Source organism: Nostoc sp. DedQUE07, assembly GCF_034530975.2.
Taxonomy (GTDB): Bacteria; Cyanobacteriota; Cyanobacteriia; order Cyanobacteriales; family Nostocaceae; genus Nostoc.
In genome coordinates this window covers 12,809-32,637 of the sequence record NZ_JAVRCC020000035.1, presented here as the reverse complement: position 1 = coordinate 32,637, position 19,829 = coordinate 12,809, and the positions used below count along the sequence as shown (strand labels likewise).

Below are 19,829 nucleotides of genomic sequence, written 5' to 3'. Positions count from 1 at the left end.
GTAATACCATTAATCGGCTGTAGGGGCGCACATCTATGCGCCCCTACCCATGAATATGTAGCAAGTATTTTGTGAAATAGTTGAAGCCAAAGAAAACAGATTAAAAATATACAAGGCATATAACTAGAAAATGAAAATTACAAAAAACAATAATCTTCACTTAACTTATTGCAGCAATATTCATCCTGGTGAAAGTTGGCTAGAGGTTTTCGCCAATTTAGAGAAGTATATTCCCGAACTAAAATCACGTTTATCGCCTACAGAACCTTTTGGGATTGGCTTGAGGTTAGCAGATGTTGCAGCAAAAGAACTTTTAGAAAATAATAACTTGGCTCAATTCCAAACTTGGCTAACTCAACAAGATTTATATGTTTTCACCTTAAATGGATTTCCTTATGGTGGATTCCATCGACAGGTGGTAAAAGACCAAGTTTATGCACCAGATTGGTCTACACAAGAACGGGTTAATTATACATTAAATTTGGCACACATTTTAGCTAGTCTATTACCCCAAGGACTTGATGGCGGAATTTCTACACTACCATTATCCTATAAACCTTGGTGGATAAAAGACCAAGCAACTTTTGAGACAGTTATAAAAAAGAGTTGTTTGAATATAGCATCAGTTGTTATAGAAATGATTCGCATCCATGAAGAAACAGGCAAGATCCTTCATATTGATTTAGAACCTGAGCCTGATGGTTTAATTGAAAATACTTCGGAAGTAATTGACTTCTATCAAAATTGGTTATTGCCAATAGGTGGTAGTTATTTATCAGACAAGTTAAATATTGAGCAGGATTTAGCAGAGACTAAATTGCTAGAACACGTTCGAATTTGCTATGACACCTGCCATTTTTCCGTTGAATATGAGCAGCCAAACTCTGTATTTGGACGTTTGCAATCGGTAGGAATTAAAATTGGGAAAATTCAAATCAGCGCTGCAATTAAAGTAAAAATCCCTGCTGAGGTTGAAAAGCGTAGTTTGATAGTTGAACGCTTACGTCCTTTTGCAGAATCTACCTATCTTCACCAGGTAATAGAACGTCGTAGCGATGGTACACTCCACCACTATCCTGATTTAATAACTGCATTACCAAATTTAGAGCAATCTCTAGCTGAAGAATGGCGCACTCACTTTCATGTCCCAATTTTTATTCATGATTATCAAATTTTGCAATCTACCCAAGATGATATTGCTACTGTTTTACAGCTACTTCAGACAAATAATGCTTGCTCACATCTAGAAATTGAGACTTACACTTGGGATGTATTGCCATCAGAAATGAAGATAGATTTGCTGACTTCTATTCAGCGTGAATATGAGTGGGTATTAAAAATAATTCGTAATTTGTAATTCGTAATTCGTAATTAATAAATTAAGATTTTCACTGGTTTTTCTGGTTGAAATCTGTAGAGATATACCATAGCGCATCTCTAGTTATTTCTTCAAATTGGTATAAGAGAGAATTGAATGTATGCAGAAAACAGTTGTTTTAAATGTCGTAGGATTAACGCCCAGTTTACTAGGAGAAAATACGCCGTTTTTATCTTCTTGGGCTAATAAAGGACAAGTGGCTCCCATTAAAAAAGTTCTACCTGCTGTAACTTGTTCGGTTCAGGCTACTTATTTAACAGGAAAATTGCCTGATGAACATGGAATTGTCGCTAATGGTTGGTACTTCCGCGATGAGTGTGAAGTGAAGTTTTGGCGACAATCTAATAAACTAGTACAAGCTCCCAAAGTTTGGGAAATAGCTAAATCAATCGATCCAAACTTCACTTGTGCCAACCTTTTTTGGTGGTACAATATGTATTCTTCAGTAGATTATGCGATTACACCGCGCCCAATGTATCCCGCAGATGGGAGAAAATTACCTGATATTTATACCCATCCTAGTGATGTGCGATCGCAAATTCAATCTGATTTAGGAAACTTCCCTCTGTTCGATTTTTGGGGGCCGAAAACTACCATTAGTTCTAGCCAATGGATTGCCAATTCCGCAAAATGGATTGAGGAACGTTATAGCCCGACATTATCACTAGTTTATCTACCACATTTAGATTACTGTCTGCAAAAGTTTGGTAACAATCAAACACAGATTCAAGCTGATTTGCGAGAAATTGATGCTGTTTGTGGCGATTTAATTGAATATTATCAAGCACGAAATACTCAAGTAATTATTCTTTCTGAGTATGGCATTACTCCAGTTTCTAAAGCGGTGGATTTGAACCGCGTACTACGAGAAAATGGTTTAATTGCTGTGCGCGAGGAATTAGGGCGAGAACTACTGGATTTTGGTGCTAGCATTGCCTTTGCTGTTGCCGATCATCAAGTTGCTCATGTATATGTGAACGATCCGGCGTATATCCCGAAAGTGCGATCGCTCCTAGAAGCGACTGAAGGCGTGGCGCAAGTATTGGATGAAGAGGGTAAACAAACGTACCATCTCGATCATCCTAGATCGGGAGAGTTGGTAGCGATCGCTGGGTCTGACGCTTGGTTTACCTATTATTATTGGCTCGATGATGCAAAAGCGCCTGATTTTGCTAGAACCGTAGATATCCACCGCAAGCCTGGTTACGATCCTGTAGAACTTTTCCTCGATCCGCAAATAAAATTTCCTCAAGGAAAAATTGCTCTCAAGTTACTTAAAAAACAACTGGGCTTTCGCTACTTAATGGATGTGATCCCTCTGGATGCTTCGCTGGTGCGTGGCTCTCACGGTAATATCACCACTTCTGTTGCTGAAGGGCCTCTATTTATCACCCATCAAACTCACCTAGTTAATGAACATCAAATTGAGGCGACAGATGTTTGCTCGTTGATTCTCAAACATTTAAATACCTGAAAGGCAGTATAGAGGCGATATATCGTCTCTACATCTTACCAAAATACAAAAAGATTTCTTGTAATTCATAATCATATCGAGTATGCTTTACATATAAACTCGTTATGACTATGAATTAACTTGAGTTCGACAAGTCTTATTTGACCTCTCCCCCAACCCCTCTCCGACACGGAGAGGGGAGCAAAAAGCTGAATTTTTCATTGCTCCTCCCTTTCCGTTTCGGAGAGGGAGGCTGGGAGGGAGAGGTTTATCGAACTCACGTTGAATTAGATTGTTCTATCAGTAGATAGATACCTACTGACTAAAATGTACTGTGGGCAATCTGAGTAACTTACATGGAGAGCTTCTTGAACCATGACTGAACCCCAAAACTTGACAACTGCTGACGGTATTCCTGTTGCTGATAATCAGAACTCACTCACGGCTGGATCGCGTGGGCCTGTATTAATCCAGGATTTTCATCTCTTAGAAAAGCTGGCTCATTTCAACAGAGAACGTATTCCTGAAAGAGTTGTCCACGCTAAAGGTGCGGCTGCTTTCGGTACTTTTACTGTCACCAATGACATCACCCGCTACAGTAAAGCTAAACTTTTTTCTGAAATTGGCAAGAAAACTGAAGTTCTCCTGCGCTTTTCTACAGTCGGGGGAGAAAAAGGTTCAGCAGATGCCGAGCGCGACCCTAGAGGTTTTGCTATCAAGTTCTACACTGAAGAGGGCAACTGGGATATCACAGGCAACAATACCCCGATTTTCTTCATCCGTGACCCCCTGAAGTTTCCTGATTTTATCCATACCCAAAAGCGCAATCCTCAAACTAATTGCAAAGACCATAATGCAAGATGGGATTTTTGGTCACTCAGTCCAGAATCGCTTCACCAAGTGACAATCCTATTTTCAGATCGGGGAATACCCAAAACCTATCGACACATGGATGGTTTTGGTAGCCACACCTTCAGCTTAATTAATGCTCAGGGCGATCGCGTTTGGTGTAAATTTCACTTTAAGACTCTGCAAGGGCATCAAACCTTGACAGAAGAAGAATCGGCTAAGATTAAGGGCGAAGATCCCGATCATGCGACTCACGATTTGTTTGAAGCGATCGCTAACAAAGATTATCCCAAATGGCGGATGTGTATTCAGGTGATGACCGAGGAGCAAGCGGCCAAACATCCTGATAATCCTTTTGACTTGACCAAAGTTTGGAAGCACTCAGATTATCCTTTAATCGAAGTCGGGATATTAGAGCTAAATCGTAACCCTGAGAATTATTTCGCCGAAGTAGAGCAAGCCGCTTTTAGCCCTAGTGCAGTGGTTCCTGGCGTTAGTTTCTCTCCAGACAAAATGCTGCAAGCTCGAATTTTTTCTTACCCAGATGCTCAACGGTATCGCTTGGGTGGTAACTATCAGCAACTACCAGTCAACCAGCCCAAATGTCCAGTGATGCATTATCAGCGAGATGGCTTTATGGCATCGGGGAACAACCACGGTAGCGCTCCTAACTATGAACCGAATAGTGCTGAGGGTACGCCTAAAGAAAATCCAGCTTATGCAGAGCCACCTAACCATTTGGGCGATGTCACAGTCGATCGTTACAGTCATCGTGAAGGAAACGACGATTACACCCAAGCAGGTAATTTGTATCGGTTACTAACTCCTGAGCAGCAAGAGCGTCTTACTCATAATATCGTCGGCAGTCTCTCTCAAGCGAGACAGGATATCCAAATGCGCCAACTTTGCCACTTCTTCCGGGCAGATATTTCTTATGGTCGTCGTGTAGCTGAAGGATTGGGCATTTCAATCGATCCCTCAATGTTTTCTCCAACTGCTCAACCTGTAGGTAATTGGTAGCCTTATCCAAAATTTTGTGGGGTGGGCATCCTGCCCGCCCAGAAATACAAGGGACGGGCTTTTCGGCCCATCCCACAAAACTAGTAAAATCATCCCGCAATTATGCAACGCCCTAAAACGAATTCGTGTAGCGATGCATCTAAATACGCATTAATAACGAATCAGGCGTGGAAGGATTAGGCGATACTTACAAGTAGAAGCACTCCAAGTCACCTACCCGGATGCAGAAGTTCAGTTGTAGCGTGAGGATGAACAGACGCTCGTTACGAAAGTTTATGCTTATGCACTTTGCCAAGTGAGAGTATCTTAATAATGTAAGAGTTTGCATTCATGATATTCAAAAATTTTTTAGACAAAATCATCCAAAGATATGGGTAGTAGGAAATCAAAGCATTTTTGCTACACACAACTGTTCACCTAAGTTGAGAGAAAAATTAAATAATTATTCTGTGGATAAGTAAGATATGAATATTAGTAAACATTCCGATTTAGAAATAGAAATTTTACTTTTGGGAAAATGGCGTTTTAATACTGGTTCGGAAAAAATAACTATTGAATTTAAAGATGATATGACTTATGAGCAAACCAGGATTCAAACATTACTTTTATCTAAACCTAAAGAACTTCTAACAGGTAATAAATTTACTGGAGTATGGTACGTTAGTCAAAAAAAGTTGTATTTAAATGTTAAAACTATGCCAAAATCATTTTTTAATTTTAAGGTTCCATTAGTATTTAAGATTTCTATTGCAGATATGGTAGCTACTTTAGGTTCAGTGTTTGTGGCAGAAATGTATGAGGTTATTAGAATTAATAGCTCTAAATTTCTCATAAAAGATAAAGAGCAATCAATTCTTGGGACAAAAATAAATAATACTAGGAAGTACTAGAGAATCTTGACAAGCGCGAACAGATTCGATGGCATATTTATTTGATAATACATTGTCATACCCTATGTTTAATTGTAATACTAATTATTTATTAAGCTGCGCTAAATAAGGCTTCAAGAATATGGAATATATGCTGAGATTTACGAGAGAATCAAAGCTAGGATCGGAAGGTTATCTGTCGCACGCATACTAACTATATGACATCTACATCGCGTGTTGTTCATAGTGACCCTGATATATTGGGGTAACCCCTGTTTTTGTTGATACTCGTGTGCCGATAAAAACCTTAGTCGATTATCTGGAAGCGGGTGACTCACTGGATGAGTTTTTAGATCGCTTTCCCAGTGTCAGCCGTGAGCAAGCAATCGCCGCTCTCGAATTAGCAAAGGAAATGCTGACTGCCTATGCGAATTCTGCTTGATGAATGTGTTCCACGACCCTTGAGGCGTGAACTCACTGATTATATTGGTATTAGAGCGATGTAAATTTTATGGCTCAACGCTTAGATTTCAGAGTAGATATTGAAGAAGCTATAAAAACGCTAAACCTTTCTTCTGAGTCTATGAATGAAAAGATACAATTTTTATTCTAAGGTCATTGGTAAGGCGATCGCGCCCAAAATCAAGATATTGAGTTGTAAAGGGAATTTGCAATGAATCATCAAAAACAACTCACTGCAATGCTTGTTCCGTTCTACTTAGGCGAGCAACGCGATTCAGAAGGTCGGACAATTCAAGAGATGTGGACTTGGGATTTTGAACAATTGGAGTGTACCCATGATTACATTCAGTGGTTGTTCCCTTTGCCTGAGCGAAGTGCATTCAATTCTAATGCACCCATCGTTGATGAGGAAGTAATTCAAGCATTTCAAAGCAACCCACACCTACGTCAAAATTTGCTGCGTTCCTTCACAGTTATGCTTAAATTTTATGGGTTGCAACGCCACGAGAGTAATGACGGAAAAATACTTATCAGCCAGTCAGAAGACTATCTGAATCGTAAAGGCGAATGGGTGTATATCTTTAACCACAATTATCTTCGCATCACCCGTATTTTAAAGTGTTTAATAACATTTGGATTGGAGAATGAAGCCCAAGCGTTTTATGAATGCTTGCGGCAAATCTACCGTGAGGATAGCGATCGGATTGGGGGAAAAACATTTCAGTATTGGACAATTGCAGTTAAACCCAATGCGACATCTTAAAGTATCTGCCAGCAAGCTAAATCTTGGGCAGGGCAGTATAGGTTATCGATCCAGTCTAATCTGAAAATTCCTTCGGGGCGGATGTTGTCAAAGATAAGTTCTTATACATCAATTTCAATAGCGATCGCTTTATGCAGCAACTCTATTGTTTTTGATGATGAAATCTAATTCCTAAAAAGATGTCGTAAACAAACTCAAAAAAGTCCTTTTTCTGCAACAATCCTGAAGTTTGATAACATCCTTTTTCATCTAAAAGCGGTTTCATTACATAATATGCAGGCTGGTAATTATACCAAGGAATAGAAGGCCACAAATGATGAATTAAGTGGTAATTCTGTCCCATAATCAAGATATTCAGAATCGGGTTAGGATAGACGCGAGCATTTTTCCAGCGATCGCGCTCCGCAAAAGGACGATGGGGCAAATAATCAAAAAATAATCCTAGTGCTATTCCCACCACAAAAGCTGGTATAAACCAAAAATTCAAAATGTAACCTAAAAAGTGGTATTGCACTGAGATATAAACAATCACACCGACAATTAAGCGGCTAATGAACCATTCTAATAACTCATATTTACGCCATAATCGCCGTTGAAAGAAAAACACCTCGTGATACAAAAACCGCACTGCAATCAACCACAACGGCCCGCCTGTAGAGACATAATGATCTGGATCGTCTTTGGGATGATTGACATGACCATGATGCTGTAAATGCACTCGCGTAAATACAGGAAAAGCAAAAGCTAGCATCAGAGCGCTGCCATGCCCTAACATCGCATTTATCACCCGGTTGCGATGGGCAGATTGGTGACAGGCATCATGAATTACGGTTCCAGCACAATGCAAGGCAATAGTGTTAACGATAAAGCATAGCCAGTGCGGCCATTCCCAAAGCCAGTAACCAAAATTAGATAACACCAGCATTGCTACAGCTACCAAAAACAACAGTAGCGTGGGATTAAAATCACCAGGAGGCGCTAAAAATTCCTTTGGCGGGATTGTCAGTGGCTTTTTTGCCTCCGATGCGATCGTCTCCAACATTGTCTCCTTCTTAATCAAACATTACGAATATACGATAAATATTAGGGACAAATAAAGTTTTGTAAACTTTTGTATAGCAAGATTTATCGACAGCTTTGCATATCAGCAGATGAATAACGCTATGATTCCAGACGAAGCCTAGTCTTTACTGATAAGTGGGGTATGACAATCGGCAAGAAGTTGATGCAATAAACTCCTTCGTTGGGAGGATAGATACAAGATTGATGTACTATATCTAGTCTATCCCACAGCCCCCACTCTCCCATAAACCCTCATCTAACTGCTTATATCTAATTGATATAGCAGTGACTGAAAAGGAGATGCCACTTAAGTTACGATGACTTCCCAGATAGCTCCCTAACTTCAGCCCTTATGCAATTACGAGATTCTCTGCGCCGGACAAAAATTGTCGCTACTATTGGGCCCGCCACTAGCAGTCCTGAAATACTCAAGGCGATTATTGAAGCGGGAGCCACGACGCTGCGGCTAAACTTCTCCCACGGAACTCATGCCGACCATCAGCGTAGTATTCGCTTAATTCGGCAAACCGCTTTTGAATTAAATCAGCCAGTGGCTATTCTCCAAGACTTGCAGGGCCCAAAAATTCGCTTGGGGAAGTTTGATAACGGGTCTATAGTTTTAGCAAAAGGCGATCGCTTCACCTTGACAAATCGTCCAGTAGTAGGCACGCAGGAAATTAGTTGCGTCACCTACGATTATTTAGCTGAAGAAGTCCCAGTTGGGGCAAAAATTCTCCTTGACGATGGACGAGTAGAAATGCTGGTGGAGGAAATAAACCGGGACAAAGGTGATTTGCATTGTCGCGTCACCGTACCTGGTAAACTTTCTAACAACAAAGGCGTAAACTTCCCCGGCGTTTACCTGTCAATTAAGGCAATGACCGACAAAGACCGAGAGGATCTAATGTTTGGTCTAGATCAGGGTGTCGATTGGGTGGCACTTTCCTTTGTCCGCAATCCCCAGGACATGATCGAAATTAAAGAACTAATTTCTAGTACAGGCAAGCAAGTGCCGGTGGTTGCCAAAATTGAAAAGCATGAAGCCATCGAACAAATGGAAGCGGTTCTGGCTTTGTGTGATGGCGTGATGGTTGCCAGAGGCGACTTAGGGGTGGAATTGCCAGCAGAAGATGTTCCGGTACTCCAAAAGCGGCTAATTGCGACAGCAAATCGCTTGGGGATTCCCATCATCACTGCTACTCAGATGTTAGATAGCATGGTGAGCAATCCCCGTCCCACTCGCGCTGAAGTTTCGGATGTGGCAAACGCGATTTTAGACGGCACAGACGCGGTGATGCTCTCCAATGAAACCGCTGTGGGTAGCTTCCCTGTAGAAGCAGTGGCGACGATGGCACGAATTGCCGAACGTATGGAGCAGGAAGAAGCCCAACACTTAAACTTACGTTCTTTGAGAGATTCCCGCCGCTCCATTCCCAATGCGATTAGTCAAGCTGTTGGTCAAATTGCCGAGCAACTAGGTGCAGCAGCAATTATGACCCTAACGCAAACTGGGGCAACAGCTCGCAATGTCTCTAAGTTTCGTCCTCACACACCAATTTTGGCAGTGACACCCCATGTAAATGTGGCGCGGCAGCTACAGATGGTGTGGGGAGTCAAACCGCTGTTGGTGCTAGGATTACCTTCTACTGGTCAGACATTTCAAGCTGCGATTAACGTGGCTCAGGAACTTCAGTTACTGTCCCAAGGAGATTTAGTAGTGATGACCGCTGGTACACTCCAGGGAATTTCTGGCTCTACAGATTTGATTAAAGTAGAGGTGGTGACGGCAGTACTAGGTCACGGAATTGGACTAGGACAAGGTTCAGTAAGTGGTCGTGCACGGGTAGCAAGTACTGGCATGGATGTGAGTAACTTTAATCCTGGAGATATTTTGGTTGCACCCCGCACTAGTGCCGATTTTGTTGAGGCAATTCGGAAAGCTGCCGGGATTATTACTGAAGATGAAAGTCTTACAAGTCACGCAGCAGTGATTGGCTTGCGTCTCGGTGTACCAGTCATTGTCGGCGTGAAGCAGGCAACACAGGCGATTCGGGATGGAGCGATTATAACGCTAGATTTGCAACGGGGTTTGATTTACTCTGGGGCGGTGAGAACGGCTTAGAAGTGGCGAAGAAGCAGGGGGCAGGGGAGCAGGGGAGCAGGGGAGCAGGGGAGCAGAGGAGAAGTTCAGTAAGTTTTTCCCCTCTGCCTCTTCTGCCCAATGCCCCATGCCCCATGCCCCATGCCCCTTAATTAAACAGTTGCGATCGCAGCCCCAAGCCATCCAGCAAAGTTTTGTTGCTGGGTGGAGTTAGGATAATCAACAGGCTTCACCTGATATCGAATGGGGCGTGGTAATGCGAGGGTGATGGAATAGGTACGCAGTTCGTCTTGGTGGAAAACTGCTACTTGAATGGTATCGTTTGGTTGGTAATCTTTGAGGCGATCGCTTAAGCTACCCGCAGTTACCTTAATTCCATCAATTGCTAACAACTCATCACCTGCATCAATTCCCCCTACTTGTGCAGGTGAACCAGTTTCCACAAACTTAATCATCTCCCGCCCATTTTCTGTATTTATTCTCACGCCCAGGTAAGGTTCTTCTTGCTGTTCCGCTACCAACTGCAAGCCAAAGGGTTCTAAATACTGATTGAAAGGCAAATCATCAGTACTATCAATGTAGCGTTTAAAGAAATCAGTCAAATCGATTCCAGCAACAGATTCGATAACTTCTTGCAACTGTTCTGGGGTATAGCCAATTTCATCTTGCCCAAATTGCTGCCACATTTTCAGCATCACATCATCAAGGGAGCGCTGATTGTTGTGAGTAGAGCGAATCAGCAAATCTAGCAGCAACGATACCATTTCTCCTTTTAAATAGTAAGAAATTTGGGAATTACCGCTATTGGCATCCGGGCGATAAAGTTTTATCCAAGCATCAAAACTCGACTCGGAAACGGGTTGTACCTTCCGCCCCGGTGTAGTTTCATATCTGGTAATTTCCTTACCCAAGTTATTCAAATACGACTGAACATCAAAAATTCCCGCCCGCAAAGGAATCAACAAGTCGTAGTAACTAGTAGTACCCTCACAAAACCATAATGATGGTGTGTAATTTTCTTGGTCGTAATCAAAAACCTCTAATGCTTTTGGGCGAATTCGCTTCACATTCCACAAGTGAAAAAATTCGTGTGCTACCAATTGCATAAAGCGATCGTATTTTTCCTGAGCGCGAAATCCAAAACGCTGGTAAATTAAGGAGCAAGAGTTTTTATGCTCTAAACCGCCAAAAGCTTGGTTAAATAAATGTAGCAGAAACACATATCGTTGATATGGCAAACCGCCGAACATCTGCGCTTCTACTTGAATAATTTTTTGGATATCAGCAATCATTTGCTGAACTTGGTAATTACCTTGTCCCCAGATTGCCAATTCATGAGGTTTTCCTAATACCTCAAATTTATACAATTGGTGGGAACCAATTTCAAAGGGAGTATCCACCAGAGTATCAAAATCGCTAGCCAAGAAAGTATTTGTTTCCTCGGCAACGGGTGGTAAGGCAGTAGTTACCTGCCATTTTGGCTGTGGTGGTACAATAGTGACGCGAATGGGTTGCTTATCCCAGCCAGGTATTCTAAAAAATAGTGCCGCACCGTTAAAATAACCGTGAGTGATATCTAAGTGATTTGTTCGTACCGATAGCTCATTCGCAAAAATGCGGTAACGTACAGTTAATTCTGAAACATCTATTTTGTCTATCTGCCAATGATTTTTACCAAGCTTACGCCAAGTTAAAGGCTTATTCTCTGCAAAAGCCTCAAAATCTTGTAAATTCTTGGCGTATTCTCGGACTAAATAGGAACCTGGTGTCCAAACGGGCAATTTTAAATCAAGAATCGGTAAGGGATAATCGACAAGGTGTAAAGTCACCTCAAACAGATGGGTTTCTGGTTGAGGCATAGCCACCAGGTAATGAATCATTGGCCCAGTTCCCTCGATGTAGGTATTGGGACGAGTTGCTGTTGCTTCAGTCATCTTGTTTGCTGAGATAATTGTTAATAGGCTACGAGATGCAGTGCGATCGCACTGCATCTCGTAGAAAAGACAGTATTGTAAGTTTTGACTCCACCGATAAATCCGCTTTTTCTCAAATAAAGATTACACTTTATTTCTTTTGCATAACTAATATACTACTTATGCATTGTACATAATTACTACAGGCTATTTGAGTATTTCAGCCATATTTAGCAGTCTGCGATGTCTACAATGAGCTACGCCAACGCACCAAAAATCCTTACTGGCGGAGATTCTCTGATTAGAAAACCTATTTGTAATAAAACACTTTTAAAATCTAGTTTCTAGGTTATACCTGGAAATGCTCAAATATAATACCCGTATCCTTTACTTCTCGTTAGAAGCCGAGGTTCTATCTTCTGAGCTTTGACCGAAAATCGAAAATCCATGACACCTTCCGATCTAAAAGCATATTTAGACAACCTGATCCGTAAAAACTTGCAAATTAGTACGATGATTTGGGGGCCTCCTGGCATTGGCAAATCCAGCATTGTCGGACAGATAGCTCAAGAGTATGATATCGAGTTTGTGGATGTCCGCCTCAGTCAACTTGCGCCCACCGATTTGCGCGGTTTACCTGTTGCCGAAGATGGTATCTCCAAGTGGTATCCACCAGAATTTCTCCCTCGTGACGGTAAAGGCATCTTGTTTTTAGATGAACTAAATATGGCACCGCCAGCAATGCAGGGAGTCGCTCAACAGTTGATTTTAGATCGAAAAGTCGGCTCTTACGTTGTACCATCAGGTTGGTTTGTCTGGGCTGCTGGCAACCGTAAAGAAGACCGTGCAGCTGTATTTGATATGCCTGCACCTTTAGCAAATAGGTTTTTACATCTAGAGGCACAAGCTAGATTTTGACAGCTTCAAAGCTTATGCCTTAGAAACAGGCGTACACGAGCAAATAATAGCCTTTCTTTCCTTCCGTCCTACATTGTTGCACAAAATCGATCCCCAGCAACCCGCTTGGCCTTCACCTCGTTCTTGGGAAATGGCAAGCGTCCTACACCACGCAGAATTAGATATCACTCCGGCGGTGGGGGTTGCTAGTGCGACTGAGTTTCAGGCTTTTATTCAGCTTTACAAAACACTACCGAATCTGACACCTATTACCGTTTTTTGAGAAAGTCGCAGAAAGTTGGGATGGGCAAACTCAAGGCGTTTGTATTTATTTAACAGATGGTTATGGTACTTTTCCTGTTAAAGTACCGGAATTACCTGTGTTGTGAGTGGTAACTCCTGGTGGTTTGACTTTGGCAGAGTTTCCTTTTGGGGAAGCGGTGCGGTTATTGTCGGTTTGAAAAATAAGGGACTTCCAAGAAATAAATTATTTAAATAAACGTAGATGCAGAATGGCTTGCTGTAGGCTACCACAGAGACGCAGAGAACACAGAGAGAAAAGAAATAGAGAGAATTTTTGCCTCAGTTTTGGGATGTTTTTTTATTTGGAAGTCCCTAAATCTTCTGCTGCGAATATAGGATTAAGAGAGATCCTGCAATGTAGCTTTTGCTGCTGCTTGAACCAACTGATTGCCGTCTTTTGCCAGCTGATTGAGGATTTTTTGAGCAGCTTGTGGATTTTGAGCCACAGCTAATCGTTCCAACCAGTAAATAGAAAGGCTTTTTTCCTGTAGTAATTCCTGAGAAATCTGGGGTTGAAGTAGGGCAATAAAACGAACCCAAAAAGACTCGGACTTGGCATAGTAATTGATTACCCTAGCCTTGCTATCAGGATGACGAGATAGAAAATCAGGATTCAGTTTCAAGTAATCTGTTGCATATTCCCCGCAAAGAATACGTTCCACTGCTTCTTTTGGTAAACTGGGATTCACCATTGCCTTTTCATGCACTGCACTAGATGATTTCTCAACCGCTAGTTCTTCTAAAGTCTCAGGCGACAGGTTAATTTTTGAAGCGGTATGCATCCGAACTGTACTATCTTCGTCTCTGGCTAATTTTTCCAAGGCGCTGATTGGTGTATTCGCGTTTTGAGCTACAGCCTGACGCACCTTAACCTCTGTTGCTTCAGTAAGTTGTGCCAATATATGAGCAGGTAAATCAACGCGACGAGCTAAAAACAGACGAGTCGCCTCTCCTCCCTCGCTTACTAATCTCTGCAAAATGGTTTCTAGGTGGCTGGTACTTTCTTCATTTAGGATATTTAAGATACTCTTCACCTGGGGGGAGTGATATTGTTCTCTTGACATTTGATAAGCTATTGTATCGCTTAACGATGCGTCTCTAGCAAATAGCTTAAACAGAAGACTTAATGGTGTATTCGGATTTCGGGCAACCTCCTGCCGAACTGTAGAAGAGTCATCATCAGCCAACTGTTCTAAAATATTCACTGGTGCGTTGGGGTTTTTAGCCACCCATTCACGAACTTGTGAGTTAACGCTTTTGGAGAATTCTAAAAGCAGTTCGGACGGTGTATTTGGGTGTTGGCAGACAGTCTGGGGGTCTTTTTCTGCTAACTTTTCCAACACATGGGGGGGAGTTTTCGGGTTTTTTCTGACTGCTTCAGCAGTATATTCCCCTTGTTGTTCTCCTATTGCTCTAGTAGCAGCCTCAGCAACATTTCTCTCTGTATCGTTTCCTAGATATTGAAGTACAGTTAGGGGTGTGTTGGGATTTTCAGCGACGCTAATACGAACTTTTTTATCTCGATCTTTGCTCAAACTCTCCAAAACATCACTAGGTGTATTTAGATTGCGAGCAAGAAAGATTCGAGGTTCTCCTGCTTCCTGTTTGCTTGCCAATTTTCGTAAAGCTTCTGCGGAAGTATTGGGATTTTGGGCAACTCCATTCCGTGTATAACCATCAGTATGCTTGGCTAAATGTTTGAGAATACTGGCAGAGGTAGCAGGAGAATAAGCAATCCTCCTACACAAATAATGCTCATAGATTGGCTCCCTTACCCAACATTCAACAATAAATTCTGGGATAAAGCAAATTTGAGCGGGGACAACAAGATCGTAAGCAAAAACATTGCGATCGCAAGAGATGGCTCCTTGAATTACCTCTTTAACTTTTTGCTCGTATCCCTCTGTTAATTCACCAGCTAAATTGATGTGTAAACGAGCAGATTCGACAATATAAGAATCGTTGATTTGATTTAACCGATTGAAAACTACTTTTTGAGTTTGGACGTTGTTAACTAGCGCTAGTAGTTGTACTTTGTAATCTGACTTATCTGCTAATTTTTCTAGAATAGACACAGGAACATTTTCTAGCCTAAGAATGCTTCGTAAGGTAGGTAAGGGAATTTCTGCAACTAGATTAAGATTTTCCAAAAGCAGTAATGGGAACACGGGGTTATCTAGCAATTGGGACGGAAATTCTGCTCCCAAACGCAACAGGACATCAACTGGGGTGTTAGGATTACCTGCAACCAACTGACGGGTTTGTTGGTCGCTAGATAATCCTAATTCGCGCAACAGTTCAGGGTCAGTACTAGGTTCTGCTGCTACTAATTGTGCCTGTGTGACGTTTTTTGTCAGGGGTGGAATGGTGTCATCCATTGGACTAATTTCGTGAAGTACCTACACCTCTAATAAGTAAGTCAACCGAAGCATCTTATCGGTTGACTTACTTAATACCAAAATTTGTATCGCTGAATAAATAAAACAATTACACTTTGCCAGCCAAGTTCATCAACTGTTTGAAGTTCACAAGATAAGTGATGTTGTTGGCGCTATCAATTTTGATCCACCCTTTTTCATGCAGCTTTTCCATGATTTTGGTGGTTTCTTCAACGCCGATTTCTGTCACCTCTGCTAAATCTTTAAAGGGAATGTTAAAAATTTCTTTTCCTAAGTCTGATTCCTGACCATAACTTTCGCCTAAACTCACTAGGGTATGGGCGAGTTTGACTGCTGGTGGTGAAGACCGCATTTGTAGGCGCAGGTTAATTTGTCGCAATCGCCGCACCATCAGTTGCAACATCCGGTGATGTAACTGCGGGTCTTTAAACAGTATTTGAATAAACCGCTCTCTGGAGATACTAAGCAATTTCACTGATGAAAGGGCAATGACATCGGTTGAGCGTGGAGATTCATCCAAAATTGCCATTTCTCCAAAAAAATCGCCACGACCAAAAATTGCCAGAGCTACTGAATCGTCCCCGACGGTACGCCGGACTTTGACCCAACCAGAAACCACGAAGTAAACGGCGTTACCCCAGGCATCTTCCATCACAACGGCTCGCCCAGATGGATATTCATGTTCAATTGCAACGTTAAGTAGCCATTCCAATGTCTGTGGATTGGCTGTACTCATTAAGGGGAAAAGTTCACTAAAAACCTCAGTTAGCATGAAATATTTGCAACAATAGGATTCAAGAGCGGGTAACTAACTTTGCTACTATTAAGTTTGTCTAAACCGTAATCTTACTCAGAATACGATCGCAAAATTTGTATTTATTTAGAGATGAATCTCTAAGCTTTATCAGTCTAGGATTCCATTACAACATAACAATTATGTATGCGAACGAAATCAGCGTTTTCACCTACTGACTGATGATTTACTCTTTGTTGGTAGATTGCTATCTAGTGCCAGTATTTTGATCTGTTGGTCTAAATTTTTCACTAATTGATTCAGGGCAACTAAAGCCTCTAATTGCTGAGAATCAAGGCTAGGATTCAGTAAAAGTTGTTCTTGTAGTTCATGTAACTTAATGCTTAGTTGTTGAGAAATTCCTAAAGCATCGCGGCCTATACGCGTCAATTGTTGTTGTTGATAGAATTTTAATGCTGCTCCCCGCAATACTTGGAGTGTTGCCTCTTCGCCGTAGATTCCCGGCATGACTCGCAAGCGTAATAATAAGCGATTTTTTTGATATACGTATTCCTTTTCTACCTGTTTTGGTTCTACAACCGTGGTTACAGGCAGGGAAGCAAACCGCTTTAATTCATTCAGTACTCCTTGAAAAACTGAGAGCGGCAGTTTGTCTAATACAGACTGCAAAACTCCATTGTCACTCCACAATATTCTGCCTTCGTAAGCTTGTCTTTCTAAGTACAGCCGACCAATTCCCCCAGCAAAAATTCGCCCTAGTAATTCTTCTAGTAATTTTTTTGGTGGCAGTGTTGTTAGCAACTCAATCGGATTCAGTAGTTGGGAAGCTTGTGTGGGAAAAACAGGTAAATTGTTTGATGATGTGGGTTCAGAATCCTCTCCCGATTGAGTTCTAGAAATAGGGGTGAAGAACGTCGTAGTTTGAGATGATTGGTCTAGCTCTGGGATAGGAGGCAAGTCTACCCGCTGTCCAGAATTTTGGCGCTTTTGTGTCTGAAACACCGTCAATACTGGTTGTTGATTTGATTCTGAGTCGGCATCTAGAGAAGGACTGGGTATGTCAGTAATCGTAGCTGGGCTATTTGTTGGGGGAAAGTCCACTGTTGGCTGATGCAGTTGTTGGGCATCTAGCTGGGATATATTCTTATGATTGAGGTAGGCTGATAGTATTCTGCGGTGAGCATCGGCTGCGATCGCCTCAATCACCATTGTGCAATTGATATAAGACAAAATGCGACCAACATAATCTAGGGCTTCGCTCTCTTCTGGATAAACCATACCTAGCAAGAGGTTTTTGTCTTCTAATCTAAAGGGTAAAATCTGGTGGTAGAGGCAAGCTTCAAAGGACAAAAGATGATCGATTAGGTGGAACATTTGTTCGCGATCGCCTTCTTGCTCCCACCTAGTTTGAGCGGCAGTTGGCATTTGCTGTCCATTTGCTACGGTATCATTTAGTTCGCCCTTTGAAGACAACATAGATTTGATTCGTTGGTGTTTACTTATATTTTGCCTCTAATTCAATAGGTAGTTAATAAAGATACTTTGTTAAATTGTTAAAATTCCAATTATATATACTTAAGTAAATGTAAGTAAAGTATGAATTTTAGATTAGGGACTGGGGATAATACTGAAGATTGGGCATTGGGCATTGGGCATTGGGCATTGGGCGTTGGGCATTGGGTTTTAATTATTCTCCCCTGTTTCCCTGCTTCCCACTCCCCACTTCCCTATGCTCCATTTTCCACTACAGGCTACTCTTGGGTTCTTAAAGCTTGGGCTGCAAGATAGACTTTCGTCCATTCGCCTAGCACTTGATGGGTTTTGAGTTTTAACTGTTCGGCTATGGCTTCTATTGAATTACCTGCTCTGCGCAAATCTAAGATTTGCCGCCCTAGAGGAGTCAATTTTTCATCAAGTTGCTGCCATTGGTTTTGGGTTAATCCCAAGTTATGTTCTTGCAAGGAAATTGAGAGCCAGTTGTCTACGAGTTCTGGATTGCCTTTGAGGGCAAAAACACGTACAGCATGGTAACTAATTTTTTCTCGCAAACGGTAGACTTCTTTAGTCTGCTTATTCAGTTTTTTGGCGATCTCTTCTTGGGACTTACCTTGTAGATACAACCGTAGCCATTCCACTGCTTCTGTGCCAAGATTTTCTTGTAAATAATTTTCAAATTCTTTTTGTACTGACTGGCGCAGCCCCTGTTGTTCCTCTAGTTGTTGTGCTTCAATATATTCTGCGATCGCCTGACTATCGACTAAGTTAACTCGATTGTCACTGTCGTCTGTAAGAACTTCTTCTGAGACTAGGCGAACCAAATCACGCCCTGGCACTTGGGTTAAACCACCGCGCTGAGTGCGACGCAAATAATTTACAAATCGATAAGCTAATAGGGGTTGATTCCTTACTGGCCGCAAACAATATTCTTCTAAACTAGCAAATAGCAGAGCATCTCCCAATCGTCTATCACTTGTATATTTGGCAATATCAGCCATTTGCTGTTGCATCTGGCTGTCGTTTTGCAGTAACTCTTGGAGTACTTCTTGTAATACATCCATTACACTACGCTGGCGATCGCGGCTGAGGGAAACCCAAGTCTGAATTTTATTCCGTAATGTTACTAAACTCCCCAATCGGGTTATCAAGTTGCGATAAGCACGTTCTCGCCCCAACCCCAAGTAGCGTTGACGTAAAATCCTCCAGCGATATTCCATCGCTTGCTTGGCGATATCTAGTTCTTTAGGATTATACAGATCGAACCGTTTTGAGTCAGATCCCAGCAGCCAGAGAATAATGCTTTGCCTTGCGGCTTCATTTTGGTCTGGACATTCCACAGCCAAGCGCTTTTGCCAATCTAGAGCCAGTTTTTCCACATCTATTGTCATAATGAGATTGCATTCCTCGAAACTCAATTTTGAAGTTTGCATTACAACCCCCATTCGTCCCACCTAATTGTTTAACTGGCAGCTGCCCCAGATTTCATGAGTTTCATGAAAATAGCTCAGTGATTCTACTTTTATTACGTCTAGATTCACTAAAATTATGCAGAAATTTCTACATTGATGTTTTACTTTTACTTTAAAAAGTCCAAACCTACTATGTATCAAGCATTTGGGGCATTCTGCCAATTTAAATTTTTTGTAAAGTTATGTTTTTTTAGTTGAGAACAGAAATCTGCTTAAAGTGTGGAGGATACACCTTTCACAAAATGGATCGGGTAAATCTGACATTTTGTAACAGATCCGAGGAACGAATCTAATTTAACTCAAAGTTGGACGTTATTCCACTAGTATAAGTTTCGACTCTGTACAAACCCTTACGTCATATAATATTTAGTTTAATCTCAATATACTTAGAGGTTGTTTGAAAAGTCGCAAAGTATACTACAAACCCCACTTCCAAACCTCTCCCCGTTGGCGTTAGCCTGCCGTTAGGCAAGCGGAGAGAGGCTTTGAAACCCGCATTCCCTTGTAGGGAAGGGGGGCTAGGGGGGTTAGGTTTCTGAGACTTAAATGTTACCAAAAATACTTTTTAAACATCCTCTTAGTGTTGATGAGATTTTGCCTTGGAAGATTCCCTAATCCCTCTGAAAAAATTGGCTGAATT

Annotated in this window: 14 protein-coding genes and 1 pseudogene; 9 read left to right on the top strand and 6 right to left on the bottom strand. The window is 41.7% G+C overall.

Features of this window, described 5'->3' with window-relative positions; all coding sequences use genetic code 11:
• Positions 1-130: 130 nt before the first annotated feature.
• From eboE to RMZ95_RS23410, 6 genes and pseudogenes are all read left to right on the top strand, one after another.
• Positions 131-1,357: a metabolite traffic protein EboE gene (eboE, locus tag RMZ95_RS23435; RefSeq protein WP_322701618.1), complete on the top strand. Its 1,227-nt coding sequence runs from the start codon at positions 131-133 to the stop codon at positions 1,355-1,357.
• A gap of 121 nt (positions 1,358-1,478) precedes the next feature.
• Positions 1,479-2,852: an alkaline phosphatase family protein gene (locus tag RMZ95_RS23430; protein ID WP_322701619.1), complete on the top strand. Its 1,374-nt coding sequence runs from the start codon at positions 1,479-1,481 to the stop codon at positions 2,850-2,852.
• A gap of 354 nt (positions 2,853-3,206) precedes the next feature.
• A complete protein-coding gene (locus RMZ95_RS23425; protein ID WP_409883568.1) occupies positions 3,207-4,700 on the top strand; it encodes a catalase in 1,494 nt (497 codons plus the stop codon).
• 464 nt (positions 4,701-5,164) lie between these two features.
• Positions 5,165-5,590, top strand: a complete 426-nt coding sequence (locus RMZ95_RS23420) for a hypothetical protein (protein ID WP_322690851.1) — start codon at positions 5,165-5,167, stop codon at positions 5,588-5,590.
• Between the two features lie 197 nt (positions 5,591-5,787).
• A pseudogene (locus tag RMZ95_RS23415) lies at positions 5,788-6,011 on the top strand (DUF433 domain-containing protein).
• 231 nt (positions 6,012-6,242) lie between these two features.
• Positions 6,243-6,794 carry an opioid growth factor receptor-related protein gene (locus RMZ95_RS23410; protein WP_322701621.1) on the top strand — a complete coding sequence of 184 codons (552 nt, stop codon included), beginning with the start codon at positions 6,243-6,245 and terminating at the stop codon, positions 6,792-6,794.
• Positions 6,795-6,936: 142 nt separating this feature from the next.
• Here the strand turns inward: RMZ95_RS23410 and crtR are convergent, their stop codons facing one another.
• Positions 6,937-7,836, bottom strand: coding sequence for a beta-carotene hydroxylase (gene crtR, locus RMZ95_RS23405; RefSeq protein ID WP_409883566.1), 900 nt, complete (start codon positions 7,834-7,836; stop codon positions 6,937-6,939).
• 372 nt (positions 7,837-8,208) lie between these two features.
• Between crtR and pyk the strand changes: the two genes are divergently transcribed.
• Complete coding sequence (gene pyk / locus RMZ95_RS23400) at positions 8,209-9,978, top strand: pyruvate kinase (RefSeq protein ID WP_322671537.1); 1,770 nt, start codon at positions 8,209-8,211, stop codon at positions 9,976-9,978.
• A gap of 131 nt (positions 9,979-10,109) precedes the next feature.
• Here pyk and RMZ95_RS23395 read toward each other — a convergent pair whose 3' ends face one another.
• Positions 10,110-11,891, bottom strand: coding sequence for a M61 family metallopeptidase (locus RMZ95_RS23395; protein ID WP_409883563.1), 1,782 nt, complete (start codon positions 11,889-11,891; stop codon positions 10,110-10,112).
• 426 nt (positions 11,892-12,317) lie between these two features.
• Between RMZ95_RS23395 and RMZ95_RS23390 the strand changes: the two genes are divergently transcribed.
• Entirely contained in the window at positions 12,318-12,788 is a 471-nt protein-coding gene (locus RMZ95_RS23390) for an AAA family ATPase (RefSeq protein WP_409883561.1), read from the top strand.
• A 130-nt stretch (positions 12,789-12,918) separates the two neighbouring features.
• Entirely contained in the window at positions 12,919-13,050 is a 132-nt protein-coding gene (locus RMZ95_RS23385) for a hypothetical protein (RefSeq protein ID WP_409883559.1), read from the top strand.
• Positions 13,051-13,408: 358 nt separating this feature from the next.
• Here RMZ95_RS23385 and RMZ95_RS23380 read toward each other — a convergent pair whose 3' ends face one another.
• From RMZ95_RS23380 to RMZ95_RS23365, 4 genes are all read right to left on the bottom strand, one after another.
• Positions 13,409-15,448 (bottom strand): hypothetical protein, encoded by a 2,040-nt coding sequence (locus tag RMZ95_RS23380; RefSeq protein ID WP_409883557.1) that lies wholly within the window; start codon positions 15,446-15,448, stop codon positions 13,409-13,411.
• Between the two features lie 109 nt (positions 15,449-15,557).
• Positions 15,558-16,241, bottom strand: coding sequence for a Crp/Fnr family transcriptional regulator (locus tag RMZ95_RS23375; protein WP_322671542.1), 684 nt, complete (start codon positions 16,239-16,241; stop codon positions 15,558-15,560).
• A 189-nt stretch (positions 16,242-16,430) separates the two neighbouring features.
• Positions 16,431-17,699, bottom strand: coding sequence for a pilus assembly protein PilB (locus tag RMZ95_RS23370; protein WP_409883555.1), 1,269 nt, complete (start codon positions 17,697-17,699; stop codon positions 16,431-16,433).
• Positions 17,700-17,974: 275 nt separating this feature from the next.
• The gene (locus tag RMZ95_RS23365) at positions 17,975-19,162 is read right to left on the bottom strand and encodes a HetZ-related protein 2 (RefSeq protein WP_322671544.1); all 1,188 of its coding nucleotides are present in this window, start codon (positions 19,160-19,162) and stop codon (positions 17,975-17,977) included.
• Positions 19,163-19,829: the final 667 nt, after the last annotated feature.